The organism is Pannonibacter sp. CBAS1226 (genome assembly GCF_055685825.1).
This window is the reverse complement of sequence record NZ_JBVOUO010000002.1, coordinates 25712-41612: the sequence shown is the minus strand read 5'-3', so window position 1 is coordinate 41612 and position 15901 is coordinate 25712. Positions and strand designations below refer to the sequence as shown.

The window sequence follows — 15901 nt, the reverse complement described above, 5'->3', positions numbered from 1 at the left end:
TACGTGCGGTTCAAGTTTTCTCTGGCAAGTTCCCGGACCGTAAGCCTCGGCGGGCTGCGTGGTGTCGTATCTGCTATCATGCTGGGCGCTCTGGCGGCTGGCTGCGTGACAAACTCCTATGGCGAGCAGGAAGCCGTCGACAAGGTCGCCGTCCGCAAGATCATGGAAGGCATTGGCGCGGTTGATCCGCAGGCCAAGCCGATCGAGTACAAGCCGCGTGCGCCGCTGGCCATGCCGGCCAAGCTGGACCAGTTGCCTCAGCCTGAAAAGCCGGTAACAGAGACAGCGGCCAACTGGCCGACGAAGGAAGACAAGTCACTGCAGGAAGTGCGCGCTGTCTATGCACAGCCCGGCCGCGGCAGCGATGGCGAGTTGCTGACCCCCGAACAGATGCGCGGCGTGCAGATTACCGGCGCGCAGCGCCAGGCCAAGACTGCTGCCGATGTGCGCGATGGCGAGATCATGGACGGCGCCCGCATGACGCCGGCCGAAATGAAGAAGCAGAGCCAGGGGCCGCTGACGCGTGTCGACACGTCGGATCTGTTTGGTCCCGATGGCAAGCCTGTCCGCCGCTACCTGGTGGAGCCGCCGATCGCCTATTCGACGCCTGCCGGCAATGCACCGCTGGCGATGCCGAACGACCGCCAGCAGATCCAGGACCGCAAGCAGCTGGAAATGGATGGCGGCCGCATCAAGCCGAATTGTACCCCGACAGCCAAGGAGTCCTGCGTCTACTGATGCAGCCATCTTTGCAGGACTGTTCGACGGCGGCCACTGGCCGCCGTTTCTGTTTGGCCCTTTCCCTACATGACGAAAATTTAAGGCGCCGGGGCCACGCCAGCGCCTATATTGCAGGCGACGCATTCCTCTGCCGGCGCGACCGGATTCGCGCCCTGTTCCATTCCGGGAGATCCCCAAGATGACACTTCCCGCTGCGAGACGGCGCGGCCTTCTCTTCGCCACGGTGCTGTCCTGCCTTGTTTTGGGCTCCGGCCTGTCGCTTGCCCAGACTGCGGCCGAAGCACCACCGGTCATTGCGCCGAACCTGTCCAGCTTCACGCTGGACAACGGTCTTGAGGTGGTGGTGATCCCCGATCACCGCGCCCCCGTGGTCACCCATATGATCTGGTACAAGACAGGCGCTGCCGATGAGCCGGCCGGCCAGTCCGGTGTTGCCCACTTCCTTGAGCACCTGATGTTCAAGGGAACAAAGGACAATCCGGACGGCATCTTTTCCAAGATCGTCTCCGATATCGGCGGCCAGGAAAATGCCTTCACCAGCAACGACTACACCGCCTATTTCCAGCGCGTGGCCAAGGAGCACCTGCCGCGCATGATGGAACTGGAGGCGGACCGGATGCAGAATCTCGTCCTCACCGACGAGGTGATCAAGCCGGAACAGCAGGTGGTGCTGGAAGAGCGGCGCATGCGTGTCGATGCCGATCCCTCCTCACGTCTGCAGGAGACGCTTTCCGCCATCACCTATGTGAACCATCCTTACGGGTCACCGGTGATCGGCTGGCAGAGCGAAATCGAGGCGCTGAACCACGACGCCATCATCTCCTTCTATGACCGCTTCTACACGCCCAACAATGCCGTTCTGGTGGTGGCCGGCGATGTGGAAGCGGCCGATGTGCGCAAGCTTGCCGAGGAAACCTATGGCAAGCTGCCGCGCCGGGCCGAGCCGGGTCCGCGTATCCGCCCTGCAGAGCCGCCGCTCAGCGGCAAGCGCAGCGTGCATCTGGAGGATGAGCGCGTCCGCCAGCCGTCCGTTTCCGAAAGCTGGCTGGTGCCGAGCCAGGCGACCGGCAAGGACCGCGAGCCGGAAGCCCTTGAACTGCTGGCCCAGATCCTCGCTGGCGGCCCGACCAGCCGCCTGCACAAGGAAGCGGTGCTGGAGCAGCAGGTCGCGATCGGCGTCGGCGCCTATTACCTCGACACCTCGCTCGATACGACCCGTTTCATCGTCTATGGCTCACCGCGCGGCGATGGCACGCTGACAGGGCTGCAGGACATCTTCGAGCGCACGATCCGGGACATTGCCGAAAATGGCGTGACGGATGAAGAACTGGCCCGCGCCAAGCACTCCCTCATGTCCTCCGCGATTTATGCGCAGGACAGTCAGGTCACCCTCGCCCGCCTCTTCGGCGCCGCACTGACCAGCGGCCAGACCATCGAGGATGTCCAGACCTGGCCCGCCCAGATCGAAGCGGTCACCCCGGCTGATATTCAGAAGGTGGCGCAGGATTATCTGCTGCAGGATCCGGTCACCGGCTATCTCACCGCCCCCGGCCAGTCGCCGGACGGCTCTGTCCGCGACCAGAAGTCCTGATGCGGCCCGATCCCGGCTGCGGTGAGCCAGACTCATCGAAGCCGGGTCAGCCCGTGCGGCGTTTGAGCATTTCAAGGCGTGATGCGTCAGCATCCAAAGCCTTGGCATTTGACAAGGACATATGCGCATGACGCAGTTTTTTGCTCCTGCCCGTTTTGCACGGGCCCATTTCACCCGGGCTGTTGCGGGCATCGGTCTTCTTGTGCTGGGTGCCCTGCCTGCGGGCGCGACCACCATCGAAAGGGTTGTCAGCCCCGGCGGCATCGAGGCCTGGCTGGTGCAGGATGAAACCTTGCCGATGATCTCGATGAATTTCGCCTTCGACGGCGGCTCCGCACAGGATCCGGATGGCAAGGAAGGCCTCGCCAATCTTCTGGCCAGCACCATGGACGAAGGCGCCGGGGACCTCGACAGCGAAGCCTTTCAAGGCAAGCTGGAAGAACTGGCCGTTTCCATCCGTTTCAACAGCGGCAAGGATCAGCTGTTCGGCACCCTGCGCACGCTCACAGGCACGCAGGACGAGGCTTTCGATCTGCTGCGTCTTGCCATCAACGAGCCACGCTTTGACGAGAAGCCGGTGGAGCGGGTGAAGTCGCAGATCCTTGCCGGCCTGCGTCAGAAGCAGGAAGACCCGGACGCCATTGCCTCCGAGGCTTTCCGTGACGCTGCCTTCGGCGGCCACCCCTATGGCAAGCCGGGGGACGGCACGGTGGAGACGGTGGAAAAGCTCTCCCCGGCAGACCTCAAGGACCTGCACGGACGCCTTCTCTCCCGCCACAAGCTCGCCATTGGCGTTGTCGGTGCCATCGACGCGAAGACGCTCGCACCGCTGCTGGATGAGGTGTTCGGCAAGCTGCCGGAGAAGAACCAGTTGCCGGAAGTCGCGGATGTGGAGCCGAAAACGGGCGAGCGCATCTCCCGCACTCTGGACGTGCCGCAGACCACGATCCTCATCGGTCTGCCGGGCCTGAAGCGGGATGATCCGGACTATCAGGCAGCCTTCGTGATGAACCACATTCTGGGCGGCGGCACCTTCACGTCCTGGCTGTTCGAGGAAGTGCGTGAAAAGCGCGGCCTGTCCTATGCTGTCGGCTCCAGCCTGGCTCCGGACGACCATTCCGCGCTGCTCGTCGCCTCGGCCGCAACCCGTGCCGACCGGGCGGACGAGACCATCAGCATCATTGAGGAACAGTTCAAACGCATGGCGGAACAGGGCCCCACACAGGAAGAGCTGGACAAGGCCAAGAGCTTCCTGACCGGCTCCTACGCCCTGCGCTTCGACACATCGGGCAAGATCGCAGCCCAGCTGGTGGCCCTGAAACTGGCGGACCTCGGCATCGACTATTTCGACCGCCGCAATGCGGAGATCGAGGCGGTCACCCTCGAAGACGTCCAGCGCATCGCCAAACGCCTTCTGGAAGGCAAGACGCCGCTGATCGTCACCGTCGGCCCGCAGGCCAGCTGACTTTCAGCGATGGATGAGTGAATGCCCAAGGGGCGGCCATCTGGCTGCCCTTTGGTGTTTTTTGGGGTGGGCATCAGAAACCTTCAGCAAGCCCCACTTGCTCAAGTCTCCAAGCCTTCGTCATGCCGTGCCTCGTGCATACGGGCAGACCTTCAACTCGCAAGCCAAAACCGCTGAGCACAAGCGGAAAGGCAAGGGAGTGGATGCCATGATCAAGTCATGGCATGACGGAGTGAATATAACACTTCTGGAATTATTATTTCATAATAATCGAAAATAATAAAACCCCTGCAAGCAATCAACTCGCTCAAAACTCAAAATATTCGTCATGCCATGACTTGATCATGGCATCCACGCCGTGCCCAATCCACGCGATTTGCCCCTCAAGTCAACGGTACAGTCCCCGTCGAATAAACTCGCAGCCTCATGCATTCAGGAACCGGCCAAGATCATACCATTCGGGATTTGTGGCTTCGATCAGTTCGACTTTCCAGGCTCGCGGCCAGCTCTTGATCGCCTTTTCGCGGGCAATCGCTTCCTCCGCCGTTCCATGCGGCTCATACCAGACGAGACGCTGAACCGAGTACCGGGCCGTGAAGCAGGAACCGGTTCCACTCTGATGCTCATGCAGTCTCCGGATCAGATCGTTGGTCACGCCGGTGTAAACCGTGCCATTCTTGCGGCCGGCGAGGATGTATACCCAGAAGCAGCGCATGATCTCCGGAACACTCCAAATGCGCAATTACAATCAAAAAGAGCACGTCACCCAGACCGCACCAATTCAAGCAGAAGGGCATGGCGGCATACTCAATAAAAAAGGCGGCCCGCAGACCGCCCTTTCTTCCTGTTACAGCACTGTGTGTCTCAAGCTTCCGAGATCAGCTTGCCGAGGCGGGAGATGCCTTCCTCGATCATGGCTTCGTTGGAGCTGGAGAAGCTGAGGCGCAGGGTGTTGGCGCCGGAGCCATCGGCGAAGAAGGCCTTGCCGGGCACGAAAGCGACCTTGACCGTTTCCAGCGAGCGGGCGAGCAGCGCCGCGCCGTCCAGCCCCTCGGGCAAGGTGACCCAGACGAACATGCCGCCATCCGGGCGCGACCAGTTGCAACCCTGCGGCATGTGACGGCTGAGCGCGTCCAGCATGCAGTCGCGGCGGGCCTGATAGGCCTTGCGGATCGTTTCCACCTGCGTGTCGAAATAGCGCTCGGCCACATCGGCCAGCACCATCTGATTGATGGTGGAGGTGTTGAGATCTGCCGCCTGCTTCATCAGCACCAGACGGCTGATGACGGGGGCCGCAGCGCAGATCCAGCCCACGCGCAGGCCGGGCGAAAGCGTCTTGGAGAAGCTGCCGCAATAGATCGTGCGCGCTGCATCGATGTGGCCGCAACGGGCAATGTCCAGCGCCAGCATCGGCGGCACGGGCTCGCCGTCATAGCGCAGCGACTGGTAGGCGGCATCCTCGATCACCGGAATGTCCAGCTCACCCGCCAGATCCAGGATGCGTTCGCGCGTCTGCCGGTCCAGCGTCTCGCCCGTGGGGTTGGCGAAATCGGCGGAAGCATAAGCGAATTTCACCGCGCCGCCCCGCTCCTGCGCCGCCTTGACGAAGTCCTCCGCCGGGCGGTTGCCGAGCGGGATCAGGCGGTCATAATGCGGTTCATAGGCGTTGAAGGCCTGCAGCGCACCCAGATAGGTCGGCCAGTTGACCAGTGCCGTGTCACCCGGCGAAAGCAGCAGCTTGCCGAGATAATCCAGCCCCTGCTGGGAGCCGGAGGTGATGATGATGTTTTCCACCTGGCAGGCAATGCCGAGGCTGGCCATGTAGCCCACCAGCCACTTGCGCAAGGCCAGATTGCCCTCGCTGACCGAATATTGCAGCGCGGTGTTTGCGCCTTCGCTCGCCAGCACACGGGCATAGCTTTCAGCAAATACATCCTTGGGGAAGAGAGCCGGATCGGGAATGCCGCCTGCGAAGGAAATGATGTCGGGGCGGTCAAGCAGTTTCAAAAGTTCACGGATTTCCGAAGCGCGCATCCGTTTCGAGCGCGTCGCGAACACATGTTCCCAGTCCAGCATGGGGGTCTCTTCCCGGCGTTCTGCGGGCCTTGGAATCCGGCCCGTCTGATCGGCTGACAGAACCACAGGCGTTCAAAAACGTCAATATTGCTTACCTATAAGCAGCAAAAATTCTTCTCATGCCCTGCTGACGCAATTTTGTTGATGGCAAGCCCACCCATGACCCGTCTGGCGCAGATGCCCCGGACGCCCTATCTCTCTCAGCAGATCAAGATCGCAAGGACCAAGCCATGAGCCGCATCGACGACAGCCGCCCCTTCATCCCCCTGCGCATCGCGGTGCTGACCGTTTCGGACACGCGGCAGCTGGAGGATGACCGGCTCCGGCGCGGTGCTGGTGGAGCGGGTTGCGAGCGCTGGCCACACGCTGGCGGACCGGCGCATCGTGCCCGATGACGTGGAGGCCATAAGGGAGGCCGTGCGCGGGTGGATTGCGGACAGCACCGTGGATGTGGTGATCACCACCGGCGGCACAGGCTTCACCGGGCGTGACGTGACACCGGAGGCCCTTGAGCCGCTGTTCGAGAAGCGGATGGAGGGCTTTTCCTATGTCTTCCACCGCATTTCCTATGAGAAGATCGGCACCTCGACCGTGCAGTCACGGGCGACGGCTGGTGTTGCGGGCGCGACCTATATCTTCGTGCTGCCGGGCTCACCGGGCGCCTGCAAGGATGCCTGGGACGGCATTCTCAAGTGGCAGCTCGACTACCGCCACATGCCCTGCAATTTCGTCGAGATCATGCCGCGCCTCGATGAGCATCTGAAGCGCGGCAAGCTGCAGCAGGCCTGATGCCGCTTCAAGCTTCCAGACTGTAGGCTGGAACGGTGGAGAGATAACTGCTGTAGGCATCCGCATCCGGCGGCAGGAAGACTTCCGCCAGCGGGTTGGCGCGCCTGCGCTGCGCCGCCCCCATGTCTGCCAGCAGATCATCGAGATGGCGGAAGTGATAAGGCGCAGAGCACAGCCCGCCATAGCCCTTGGCCGCAGGGCGCACCGTTCTGCGCCATTCCAGATGCCGGTCAATCCAGCCGTTCATCTCACGGTCTGAGGGCTGATGAGCCAGCTTGCCATCGGCATAGCGCACCAGCCAGCGGGCCGCCATGTCGCTGGTCAGCACCGTGGCGAAGGAGGAGTTGAAGCCGACAAAGCCCAGATCGGGCACATCCGGGTTCACCGCCAGCCGGTACAGCCTGTACTGCCCGTCCGGCTCCACCAGCTTCTGCCGCACCTCTTGCGGCAGGAAGGGCACGCCCATCTTCCAGCCGACGGCCAGAAGGACAACATCCGCCGGCAGCCGGTCTCCGGCCGACAGGATCACCGTTCCCGGCTCATATCCCGCAATCGTGCCCTGAATGGCCTTGATCCGCCCATCCTTCAGCATCGGGTAGAAGCCTTCCGTCGCCAGAGACAGGCCGCAGGCAATGCCGTTCTCGATCGGCTGCTTTGGCCGCATGCCGAGCTTCTTCAGCCCGAACTGCATGGTCAGCAGGCTTTCCAGCGCCCGCCAGTTGGCCCAGACCAGCGGTTTGGTCAGCGCATGGCGCAGCTTTTCGCCCCAGGACATTTCCCAGCCGGGGAACATCCCCTCCGAGGCGCGGCAATAAAGGATGCGCTTGAAGTTGATCAGCCCTGCGAAGTGATAGGGCACCCGCCAGACCGGCTCCAGATAGACGATGGTGACAGATGCCGCACCCTGCTGCACCGCATTGACCGCCACATCGGTGGCCGACTTGGAGAAGCCAAGGATCACCACCTTGCGGCCTCTCACCAGAGCCGGGTCGGTGTATTCGCTGGAATGCAGGATCTGCCCGCCGCCTGCCCTGAATTCATCCATGCCCGGATGCACCAGCTCGTTGCGGTCGCTGAAGACGCCGCTGGCGATGGTGACGAAATCATAGCCGGTGCGGCCCTCGCCTGTTTCCACCCACCAGCCGCCGCCATCCCGCCGGGACAGACCGGTGACGCTGGTGTTGAACCGGATCAGCGGCAGCAGCGCCTTCTCTCTGGCATAGCTTTCCAGATAGGCATGCACCTGCGCCCCGGACGGCCACTCCGGATACCCCTCCGGCATGGCAGCATCGGTGTAGCGGTAAAGATCCTTCGGGCTCTGGGTGCGGATGCCCGGATAGGAGCGGTGCGGCGCCCAGACGCCGCCAAGCTCGTGGCTGCGCTCCAGCACGGTCACCGCATGCCCCTGCTCCTGAAAGGCATGCGCGGCGGCAAGCCCGCTCACGCCCGCGCCGATGACGCAGACCTGTTTGCGTTTGGTCATGATCGAAATCTCCTGTCCCGCACGGCGGGCCGGACTGCTCCGGCCGCACCGGACGCCTGATTTTTCTCGTTGGCCGGGGGCCGTCAGATCTTCAGGGTCAGCGGATCGAAGGTCATTTCATCCGGGCGCAGGAAGTGAACCTCTCTCAGGGCTGAGCGGCGCACCACTTCAGCCGGATCACCCACATTGTGCAGATTGTCGAAGAGCTCGCGCAGGCGCCGGGCAGGCGACACCCAGAAGATGGCGCGGGTGGGCTTGTCGGTGAGATTGTAATAGCCGTGCGGAATGCCCATCGGCATGCGCACCACATCGCCCGCATTGGCAACATGGTGCTCGCCGCCCAGATAAAGATCCAGACGGCCTTCCAGCACATAGATGAATTCATCCTGCGTCGGATGGACATGCGGCGGCACGAAGGTGCCGGGCGGGTCCAGCGTTTCAAAGGAGAAACAGGCCTCGCCCTCGGATTTCATCCAGTAGGTATGGCCGAGAATGCTCCACTCCACCTCATCAAGGCCGGTTCCGGCGCGGGTGATGCCGGGTTCCGTGTTCACCTGAACCATGTTCGCAATGGCGGTCTTCATGCTGGTTCTCTCCGTCCTCGCCCGTTGCGGGCGCGCTGTTCTCCTCAGGGCCGGGTGGCACTTGTAACGAGGTCCTGCCCCGTGCCTGTCTCCGGCCTGCCCCTACGAGACGCGCTTCTGCCCCTCCCGTCTATCCGCTGGGCGAAAGGCTTCATGCGCTGCGCGAAAAACCGCCGGTTACCGCTTTCCTTCGCCGGCTGTCCGGTGTTAGCATTTATACTGACTGGTCCAGCAATGAGCGAAAAAGCCGAGGGGACGGGCCAGAGAACGCTGGTGCAAACCATGCAGATGCAAGCGATCCAGATGCCACTTTCCGGCCACGCCCGGGTGGCGACGCAGGACGTGGACCAGGCAGCGGAGGAGGTCGGGCGGATTTTCTGCTCCCATCGCCTGCGTCCGCGCGATCATGGACGTGACTTCTTCGCCTGCCACAACAGCCGCGCCTTTTCCGGCGGCTCCATCAACTATGTTGCCTATGGCGGCGAGGTGGAGATTGATCCGGGCTGTCTGGAGCGGTTCTTTCTGGTGCAGATTCCGCTGACCAGTGGTGCGGAAGTGTGCATCGGCAGCCAGATGGTCACAACCGGGGCCGCACGCGCGGCCTCCGTTCTCTCCCCCACCCGGCCAAGCCTGATGCGCTGGAAGGCCAGCTGCGGGCAGGTGATCCTCAAGCTGGAGCGGCAGGCGGTGGAGGACATGTTCGCCGCGCTGACGGGGAGCGAGGCACAGGAAATCGTCTTTGATCCGCAGTTGCGGCTCGACAGCGAGCCGGGGCGGACGCTGGGGGCGCAGATCCTTGCGCTGGCCCGGCTGGCTGACCAGATCCCCCGCGGCGATCCGGCCGGAGCAGAGGCGCTGAACAGGCTGGGCTGGTCCACCACCCATGCGCTGCTGTGGACCCATGCAGGCACGGCGCGGGACAGGCTTTGCGCCACGCCTCAGGACATCGCGGGCGCCGGGCACAAGGTGTCGCGGGCGCTCGACTACATCGATGCCCATCTGGCAGACCCCATCGACTTCTCTGAGCTGGCCAGCGCCTGCGGCTACAGCCTGCGCGCCTTGCAGCTCGCCTTTCAGGCCGAGCGGGGCCAGACGATATCGCAGGCGCTTCAGGAGCGGCGGCTCAGCATGCTGCGCCAGCACCTGATGGCCGCGCGCGGCCGCAGGGATGGAACGGCCAATATCACCACGCTGATGCAGGCCTGCGGGCTGCAGCATGCCGGTCGGGCCGCCGGTGCCTACCGGGACCTGTTCGGCGAGACACCCGCTGAAACCCTGCGGGCACTGCGCAAAAGCACCAGCTGAAAAGCTGCGCCAGCAGCGAGAAACCCGTGCAAGTGAGCGCCGCCGTCACTCCCCGGTGCCGGACGTTTCGTCCTGTGTCTCATCAGGGGCCTCGTCCCACATGCGGCCCAGATCCTCGGCATATTCGGTGCAGACGACAATCGCCTTGTCGCCCGGGTAGTAGAAGGCATTGGCCTCACCGCACTCCTCGATCCGCACCTGCACCGTCACAGGCAGGCTGAAAAGCGCGTTGAGATCCTTGATTTCCGACGCAACCAGCGAGCGGGCCGGCTCGCCGCCCTTTCCCGGCACGAGCACCAGCTTGCCTTTCTTCCCGGATTTCTTCTCGATGGCATCAAGCGCCTTGCCCCAGGAGGAAGCCATCAGCTCCCATTCATCGGGACAGTCTTCCATCCGCTCCTCGGGCAATTCCAGCTCCCGTGCCACTTCGGCGCGCTCATCCGGATTGGCGCCGTAGAAGTGGCAGACAAGCATGTAGTAGCGCTGTAGGTCCGTTCCGTGCTGGCCGTGATAGACCGGTCCATCGCCTTCCCGCTCTGCCTCGTCATGGGCCAGACTGTAGGCATAGGCCGTATCATAGACGATCGTGACCGCCGCATCCTCTTCCCACAGCTGATGGATCAGCAGCGTGGCCAGAGCGTCAGCCGCATCTTCCTCCCGCCCCAGAACCGGCAGCTTCAGCACATCCACAAGGGCATGGCCGAATTCGTGGTAAAGCGTTGAAATGATGTTGGACTGGATGAAGCTATCGCGCGCCTCATCTCCGCGTGCCGCAGCCAAGCCGAGAGCAAAGGCGAGCGCAAATGCAATGAGCCTCATTCGAGCGTAGAACTCCGGCGTTGAGCTGGTGCCACATTCCCGTCAATCACATATCCGCTTCCCGGCAGGGCCACAGCAGCCTGACGGCACCGGGCACCTGGGGCGCGCAGAAACATCCCGGTCAGCCGTGCAGCCGTGCCGCAAGGGTTGGCGGCACGCGCAGCGCGGCAACGGCCATGCGGGCAGCGGCGCGGCGAAGTCCCGTCCGCGCCTCCCCGCCCGGCATCCCGGCAATGGCGCTGCTGCGCAGAAGGCGGATGCGGCTGCGGCCGATACGGCGGACCAGATCGAAATCCGCCATCCCGGCCAGATCCCGGTGACCGCCCAACTCCTCGTAGAACCTGCGCGAAATCAGCAGCCCCTGATCCGCATTCGGCATCGCCAGCATCCGGCTCCGCAGCATCGCGCCAAACTCGGACAGACGCGCTCCGAAGCCGAAGGCATCCAGCCTCAGCCGGAAAGCAGCTGCGCAGCGGTTGGCCTGACCTGAGCGCTCCACCCGCTCGATAAACGTCTGCACATCCTGATGCCAGCCATGCTCCAGCACGGTCGAGGCGTTGAGGAACAACAGCCAGGGCGACTTTCGCGCCAGCCTTGCCCCATGAGCAAAACGGGCCCCCTCGCCCCTTGCCAGCACCTCGAATTCGCACCCGGCCGCATCTGCCACCTTGTGTGTGGCATCGCAGGAACCTGCATCCACAACCAGTACTTCACGGATGAGCCCATCGGCAGCGCCCGGCACAAGCGCCGTCAGCGCATGCGCCAGCTGGGCTTCATTGTCATGAGTGGCAAGGACAACACTGATCATGAAACGGGTTGTAGCGCCTTTTCGGGGGTCTGGCGAGAGAGGCCTTGCCCGGCTTGCATTTTCAGCTAATGTTCCGCTTATGTTCTCATTAGAGAGTCGCTGAAGCATGGCACGGATTGATCAGACGGAACAGGACACCCGGGAAGCTGCCATGGCCTCATTGCGCCTTGATGAGGATCTGCGGCGCGGCCGCGGGGCCGCGCTCAACATGCCCGGCCGCTTCGAGCGCCAGCAGCGCGAAGGCTTTGACGATGGCTGGGAGACGCCGGACGATCTGCCGCCGCTGAAGACCACGGTGCAGGAAGAGAAGGCCCGCACCATCATCACGCGCAATTCGTCGCCCGATCTTTCCTTTGACCGTTCGATCAACCCCTACCGGGGCTGTGAGCATGGCTGCATCTATTGCTTTGCCCGGCCGAGCCACGCCTTCATGGGCCTCTCCCCCGGCCTCGACTTCGAGACACGGCTCTTTGCCAAGCCCAATGCTGCGGAACTGCTGGAGCGGGAACTGGCGCGTCCCGGCTATCAGGTGCGCACCATCGCCATCGGCACCAACACGGACCCCTACCAGCCCATCGAGCGGCGCTACAAGCTGATGCGGGAGATCCTGACTGTGCTGGAGACCTACAATCACCCGGTCGCCATCGTCACCAAGTCGGCGCTGGTGCTGCGCGATGCGGACATCCTGTCGCGCATGGCGGAGAAGGGTCTGGCCAAGGTGGCGCTGTCCATCACCTCGCTCGACAAGGACCTGGTGCGCACGCTGGAGCCCCGCGCCAGCGCCCCGCACCGGCGTCTTGCGGCACTTAAGGGTCTGGCGGAAGCCGGTATTCCCGCTTCCGTGATGATGGCGCCGGTGATCCCGGCCCTCACGGACAGCGAGATCGAGGCGCTGCTGGAAGCCGCCGCAGAGCATGGCGCCACCGAGGCCGGTTACATTCTGCTGCGCCTGCCGCTGGAAGTGTCCGAACTGTTCCGCGACTGGCTGTTGCGCAACCGGCCGGACCGCTACCGCCATGTGATGAACATCCTGCGCTCCATGCGCGGCGGCAAGGACTATGACGCCGAATGGGGCCAGCGGATGCGCGGGCTCGGCCCCTATGCTCAGCAGATCGGCCAGCGCTTCAGCCTTGCCTGCAAGCGGCTGGGGCTGAACCAGCGGCGCAAGAAGCTGAACACGGAGCTTTTCACCCCGCCGCAGGTGGGTGGCGTGCAGCTCTCCCTGTTCTGATCTGCTACGGGACAGGTCCTTGCTCTTGCATTGCCGCCGGGAATCATCACGATCCGCTCCATGAGCAAGGCCCCATCCCTTTTTGATCTGCGATTCGGCGACACGCTGGACGCCGCACTTGAAGCCGGACATGCCTCAGGCCTCGGCGGCGCACTTTGCGGCGTGGACGAAGCCGGGCGCGGACCGTGGGCCGGACCGGTCGTCACCGCTGCCGTGATCCTCGACTACTCAAACCTGCCGGTGGGCCTGAACGATTCCAAGAAGCTCACCGAGAGCCGGCGCAATGCCCTCTATGACGAAATCTGTGCCACGGCTTTCGTCAGCGTTGCCAGCAGTTCGGCCGCCACAATCGACCGGATGAACATCCGTGCCGCAACGCTGGACGCCATGCGCCGGGCCGTGGCTGGCCTCTCCCGGAAAGCTGGCTATGTCCTGGTGGATGGCCGTGATGTGCCGCCGGGGCTCGGAGTGGACGGGCAGGCGCTGATCAAGGGCGACGGGCGGTGCCTTGCCATTGCTGCTGCGTCCATCGTTGCCAAGGTCACCCGTGACCGGATGATGGAACGGGCAGACAGCCTTTTTCCCGGCTATGGCTTTGCCGTTCACAAGGGCTATGGCGTGCCCGCCCATGCCGCCGCCCTGACGGCGCTCGGCCCCTGCCCCCTGCACCGCATGTCATTCCGGCCCGTGGCCGCAGCCGTGCGGGACTGAGCTTCACTTTACCCAACAAAAAAGCGGCCCGCAGGGGCCGCTTTCATGAGATCAGTGATCCGGCAGGCTTCAGTTGAGGCCAGCCTTGACCTGCTCGATGCTCTTGGCCGTCAGGCCCTCGGCAACGGAACCCGTCACCTTGGCCACCAGCATGCTTTCAGCAGCGGCGACCGCCAGATCAGCAGCCTTTGCCTTCACTTCCGCGATGGCATGGGCTTCGGCCTGGGCAATCTTGTCTTCGGCAGACTTGGTGCGCCGGGCAATCAGCTCTTCCAGAGACCGGGTGGTCTCCAGCGTCAGCTGCTCTGCCTCTGCACGGGCCTCAGCCACGATTGCTTCAGCTTCCGCTTCCGCCTCATGACGGCGGCGCTGATAGTCGGCCAGAAGCGCCTGAGCTTCTTCACGAAGCTTGCGGGCTTCTTCCAGATCCGTGCGGATCTTGGTCGCGCGGCTGTCAAGCGCTGCCGTGATCTTGGCCGGAACACCGAGCCAGGCGATCAGGACAAAGAACAGGATCAGGCCGACCAGTGCCCAGAATGATGCATCCATGACCGGTCTCCTTACTTCGCCGCAGACTGAACGGCAGCGTCTGCTTCAGCCTTGGCCGGAGCCACACCGATCAGAGCTTCCACCAGGGCGGAAGATGTCTCGCTGGCGATTTCACCAACCTGGGCCAGAGCCTTGTCCTTGATGGACGAGATATGCGCATCGGCCTCTGCCAGCTTGGCCGCAAGGCCCTGCTCGGCGGTGACGCGGCGTGCATCCGTTTCAGCCTTGAGCTTTTCACGGGTGTCCTGTGCAATGCCGCGTGCACGGGCACGGGCTTCGGACAGGGCCTGCTCGTAAGCGGCAATGGCTTCGTCGGTCTCCCGCTTCAGGCGCTCGGCTTCCGACAGGTCGCCCGCGATGCGGTCGTGACGGTCCTCGAGAATGCCAGCGATACGCGGCAGAGCCACGTTCTTCATGATCCAGTAGAAGACCAGGAAGGTGACGAACAGCCAGAACAGCTGCGAGACAAAATGGGTCGGGTCGAACGGCGGGAAACCTGCCCCGTGTTCTGATGCCGGAACGTCCAGGATAACCTGCCCGTCCACAGTAGTATGGGTTTCGCCTGCCATTATCGCCTCCGGATACCGGGAAGGCGGCGCAGGTGCGCCGCCCCCGGTCTCATTCGTTCCAATACGCCGTTAGGGACGATTAGACGGCGAACAGGAGCAGAAGGGCGATCAGCAGCGAGAAGATGCCCAGAGCTTCGGTCACGGCGAAGCCGAACACCAGACGGCCGAACTGGCCATCAGCAGCGGACGGGTTGCGCAGAGCGCCCGACAGGAAGTTGGAGAAGATGTTACCCAGAGCCAGGGCGACGAGGCCCATGCCGAGAGCGGCGATACCAGCGCCAATGAACTTTGCTGCTTCTGCTTCCATGACACGTGCTCCTAATTGACGTTTGTCAGCGTTGTCAGGCGGCCTTTGCGGCCACATGAGTTGGTGAGTTTAGTGAGACGGATGAAGGGCGTCGTTGAGGTACATGCAGGTCAGCAGCGTGAACACATACGCCTGCAGGAACGCAACGAGGAACTCCAGTGCCGTCAGCGCCACCGTCATCCCGAGCGGGAGGACGGCCCCGAACATGCCAGCTGCACCCATGGCGCTCATGCTGACAACGAACCCGGCGAACACCTTGAGGGTGATATGGCCCGCCAGCATGTTCGCGAAAAGACGAACCGAGAGGCTGATCGGGCGGGAGAGGAACGAGATCACTTCGATCGGCGCAACAAGCGGCACCAGCGCGCCCGGCACACCGGCCGGAACGAAGAGGTGCAGGAAGTGCAGGCCGTGACGGGCGAAGCCGTAGATCGTGACCGTCAGGATCACGAGCAGCGCCAGGGCAAAGGTCACGATGATCTGGCTGGTGATCGTGTAGAAATACGGGAACATGCCGAGCAGGTTCGCGACCAGCACGAACATGAACAGCGAGAACACCAGCGGGAAGAAGCGCATGCCTTCCGTTCCGGCGCCGTTTCGCAGCATCCCGGCAACGAACTCGTAGCTGAGCTCAGCCATGGACTGCCAGCGGGACGGGATCAGGCCGCGGCTGGAAGACGAGAAAATCAGGAACGCCGCAGCGGTAATGACCGTCACCACCATGAACAGGGCGGAATTGGTGAAGGACAGATCGATACCGCCGACCTCGATCGGGACGAGCGTCTTGATATGAAACTGATGGATCGGATCGTTCGCCACCGGTCAACCTTCGTTCTATCGTTCACAAAGCGCTGTTTGCGCGGGCTCTTAGTC

General features: G+C 63.1%; 16 protein-coding genes and 1 pseudogene. 7 read left to right on the top strand and 10 right to left on the bottom strand.

What is annotated here, in order from left to right:
• Window positions 1-3: 3 nt before the first annotated feature.
• The 3 genes from AC0CMF_RS07230 to AC0CMF_RS07220 all read left to right on the top strand — a co-directional run bounded on the left by AC0CMF_RS07230 (window position 4) and on the right by AC0CMF_RS07220 (window position 3797).
• Window positions 4-738 carry a hypothetical protein gene (locus AC0CMF_RS07230; RefSeq protein ID WP_472481351.1) on the top strand — a complete coding sequence of 245 codons (735 nt, stop codon included), beginning with the start codon at window positions 4-6 and terminating at the stop codon, window positions 736-738.
• Window positions 739-919: 181 nt separating this feature from the next.
• A complete protein-coding gene (locus AC0CMF_RS07225; RefSeq protein ID WP_174235450.1) occupies window positions 920-2332 on the top strand; it encodes a M16 family metallopeptidase in 1413 nt (470 codons plus the stop codon).
• Between the two features lie 127 nt (window positions 2333-2459).
• Complete coding sequence (locus tag AC0CMF_RS07220; RefSeq protein ID WP_472481349.1) at window positions 2460-3797, top strand: M16 family metallopeptidase; 1338 nt, start codon at window positions 2460-2462, stop codon at window positions 3795-3797.
• Between the two features lie 424 nt (window positions 3798-4221).
• Here AC0CMF_RS07220 and AC0CMF_RS07215 read toward each other — a convergent pair whose 3' ends face one another.
• Entirely contained in the window at window positions 4222-4512 is a 291-nt protein-coding gene (locus AC0CMF_RS07215; RefSeq protein ID WP_472481347.1) for a GIY-YIG nuclease family protein, read from the bottom strand.
• A gap of 149 nt (window positions 4513-4661) precedes the next feature.
• Window positions 4662-5873, bottom strand: a complete 1212-nt coding sequence (locus tag AC0CMF_RS07210) for an aminotransferase-like domain-containing protein (protein WP_374629980.1) — start codon at window positions 5871-5873, stop codon at window positions 4662-4664.
• A 230-nt stretch (window positions 5874-6103) separates the two neighbouring features.
• Between AC0CMF_RS07210 and moaB the strand changes: the two are divergent.
• A pseudogene (moaB, locus tag AC0CMF_RS07205) lies at window positions 6104-6662 on the top strand (molybdenum cofactor biosynthesis protein B).
• A 7-nt stretch (window positions 6663-6669) separates the two neighbouring features.
• On the opposite strand, the gene AC0CMF_RS07200 reads toward moaB, so the two are convergent.
• Together AC0CMF_RS07200 and AC0CMF_RS07195 are read right to left on the bottom strand one after the other, a co-directional pair.
• Entirely contained in the window at window positions 6670-8145 is a 1476-nt protein-coding gene (locus AC0CMF_RS07200; RefSeq protein WP_186415257.1) for a flavin-containing monooxygenase, read from the bottom strand.
• Window positions 8146-8228: 83 nt separating this feature from the next.
• Complete coding sequence (locus tag AC0CMF_RS07195; protein WP_374629981.1) at window positions 8229-8729, bottom strand: cupin domain-containing protein; 501 nt, start codon at window positions 8727-8729, stop codon at window positions 8229-8231.
• Between the two features lie 282 nt (window positions 8730-9011).
• Here AC0CMF_RS07195 and AC0CMF_RS07190 point away from each other — a divergent pair, with 282 nt between their 5' ends.
• Window positions 9012-10034, top strand: coding sequence for an AraC family transcriptional regulator (locus AC0CMF_RS07190; protein WP_374629982.1), 1023 nt, complete (start codon window positions 9012-9014; stop codon window positions 10032-10034).
• 45 nt (window positions 10035-10079) lie between these two features.
• Here the strand turns inward: AC0CMF_RS07190 and AC0CMF_RS07185 are convergent, their stop codons facing one another.
• Together AC0CMF_RS07185 and AC0CMF_RS07180 are read right to left on the bottom strand one after the other, a co-directional pair.
• Window positions 10080-10853, bottom strand: a complete 774-nt coding sequence (locus AC0CMF_RS07185; RefSeq protein ID WP_122519393.1) for a DUF4344 domain-containing metallopeptidase — start codon at window positions 10851-10853, stop codon at window positions 10080-10082.
• A gap of 121 nt (window positions 10854-10974) precedes the next feature.
• A complete protein-coding gene (locus AC0CMF_RS07180; RefSeq protein WP_374629983.1) occupies window positions 10975-11661 on the bottom strand; it encodes a glycosyltransferase in 687 nt (228 codons plus the stop codon).
• 106 nt (window positions 11662-11767) lie between these two features.
• On the opposite strand from AC0CMF_RS07180, the gene AC0CMF_RS07175 reads away from it, so the two are divergent.
• A complete protein-coding gene (locus AC0CMF_RS07175) occupies window positions 11768-12892 on the top strand; it encodes a PA0069 family radical SAM protein (RefSeq protein ID WP_374629984.1) in 1125 nt (374 codons plus the stop codon).
• 60 nt (window positions 12893-12952) lie between these two features.
• Window positions 12953-13603, top strand: a complete 651-nt coding sequence (locus AC0CMF_RS07170) for a ribonuclease HII (RefSeq protein WP_374629985.1) — start codon at window positions 12953-12955, stop codon at window positions 13601-13603.
• Between the two features lie 69 nt (window positions 13604-13672).
• Here AC0CMF_RS07170 and AC0CMF_RS07165 read toward each other — a convergent pair whose 3' ends face one another.
• The 4 genes from AC0CMF_RS07165 to AC0CMF_RS07150 form a co-directional block, all read right to left on the bottom strand.
• Window positions 13673-14152, bottom strand: coding sequence for a F0F1 ATP synthase subunit B family protein (locus tag AC0CMF_RS07165; protein WP_094462342.1), 480 nt, complete (start codon window positions 14150-14152; stop codon window positions 13673-13675).
• A gap of 11 nt (window positions 14153-14163) precedes the next feature.
• On the bottom strand, window positions 14164-14721 hold the full coding sequence (locus AC0CMF_RS07160) for a F0F1 ATP synthase subunit B (RefSeq protein WP_374629986.1): 558 nt from the start codon (window positions 14719-14721) through the stop codon (window positions 14164-14166).
• A gap of 79 nt (window positions 14722-14800) precedes the next feature.
• Complete coding sequence (locus tag AC0CMF_RS07155) at window positions 14801-15028, bottom strand: F0F1 ATP synthase subunit C (protein ID WP_019963171.1); 228 nt, start codon at window positions 15026-15028, stop codon at window positions 14801-14803.
• Between the two features lie 69 nt (window positions 15029-15097).
• Window positions 15098-15847 (bottom strand): F0F1 ATP synthase subunit A, encoded by a 750-nt coding sequence (locus AC0CMF_RS07150; protein ID WP_019963172.1) that lies wholly within the window; start codon window positions 15845-15847, stop codon window positions 15098-15100.
• Between the last annotated feature and the right edge of the window lie 54 nt (window positions 15848-15901).

Bases quoted from the DNA above. Each gene is read 5' to 3' on its own strand.
- AC0CMF_RS07225 (WP_174235450.1), top strand. From the start codon at position 920: ATGACACTTCCCGCTGCGAGACGGCGCGGCCTTCTCTTCGCCACGGTG.
- AC0CMF_RS07220 (WP_472481349.1), top strand. From the start codon at position 2,460: ATGACGCAGTTTTTTGCTCCTGCCCGTTTTGCACGGGCCCATTTCACC.
- AC0CMF_RS07215 (WP_472481347.1), bottom strand. From the start codon at position 4,512: ATGCGCTGCTTCTGGGTATACATCCTCGCCGGCCGCAAGAATGGCACG.
- AC0CMF_RS07210 (WP_374629980.1), bottom strand. From the start codon at position 5,873: ATGCTGGACTGGGAACATGTGTTCGCGACGCGCTCGAAACGGATGCGC.
- AC0CMF_RS07200 (WP_186415257.1), bottom strand. From the start codon at position 8,145: ATGACCAAACGCAAACAGGTCTGCGTCATCGGCGCGGGCGTGAGCGGG.
- AC0CMF_RS07195 (WP_374629981.1), bottom strand. From the start codon at position 8,729: ATGAAGACCGCCATTGCGAACATGGTTCAGGTGAACACGGAACCCGGC.
- AC0CMF_RS07190 (WP_374629982.1), top strand. From the start codon at position 9,012: ATGCAGATGCAAGCGATCCAGATGCCACTTTCCGGCCACGCCCGGGTG.
- AC0CMF_RS07185 (WP_122519393.1), bottom strand. From the start codon at position 10,853: ATGAGGCTCATTGCATTTGCGCTCGCCTTTGCTCTCGGCTTGGCTGCG.
- AC0CMF_RS07180 (WP_374629983.1), bottom strand. From the start codon at position 11,661: ATGATCAGTGTTGTCCTTGCCACTCATGACAATGAAGCCCAGCTGGCG.
- AC0CMF_RS07175 (WP_374629984.1), top strand. From the start codon at position 11,768: ATGGCACGGATTGATCAGACGGAACAGGACACCCGGGAAGCTGCCATG.
- AC0CMF_RS07170 (WP_374629985.1), top strand. From the start codon at position 12,953: ATGAGCAAGGCCCCATCCCTTTTTGATCTGCGATTCGGCGACACGCTG.
- AC0CMF_RS07165 (WP_094462342.1), bottom strand. From the start codon at position 14,152: ATGGATGCATCATTCTGGGCACTGGTCGGCCTGATCCTGTTCTTTGTC.
- AC0CMF_RS07160 (WP_374629986.1), bottom strand. From the start codon at position 14,721: ATGGCAGGCGAAACCCATACTACTGTGGACGGGCAGGTTATCCTGGAC.
- AC0CMF_RS07155 (WP_019963171.1), bottom strand. From the start codon at position 15,028: ATGGAAGCAGAAGCAGCAAAGTTCATTGGCGCTGGTATCGCCGCTCTC.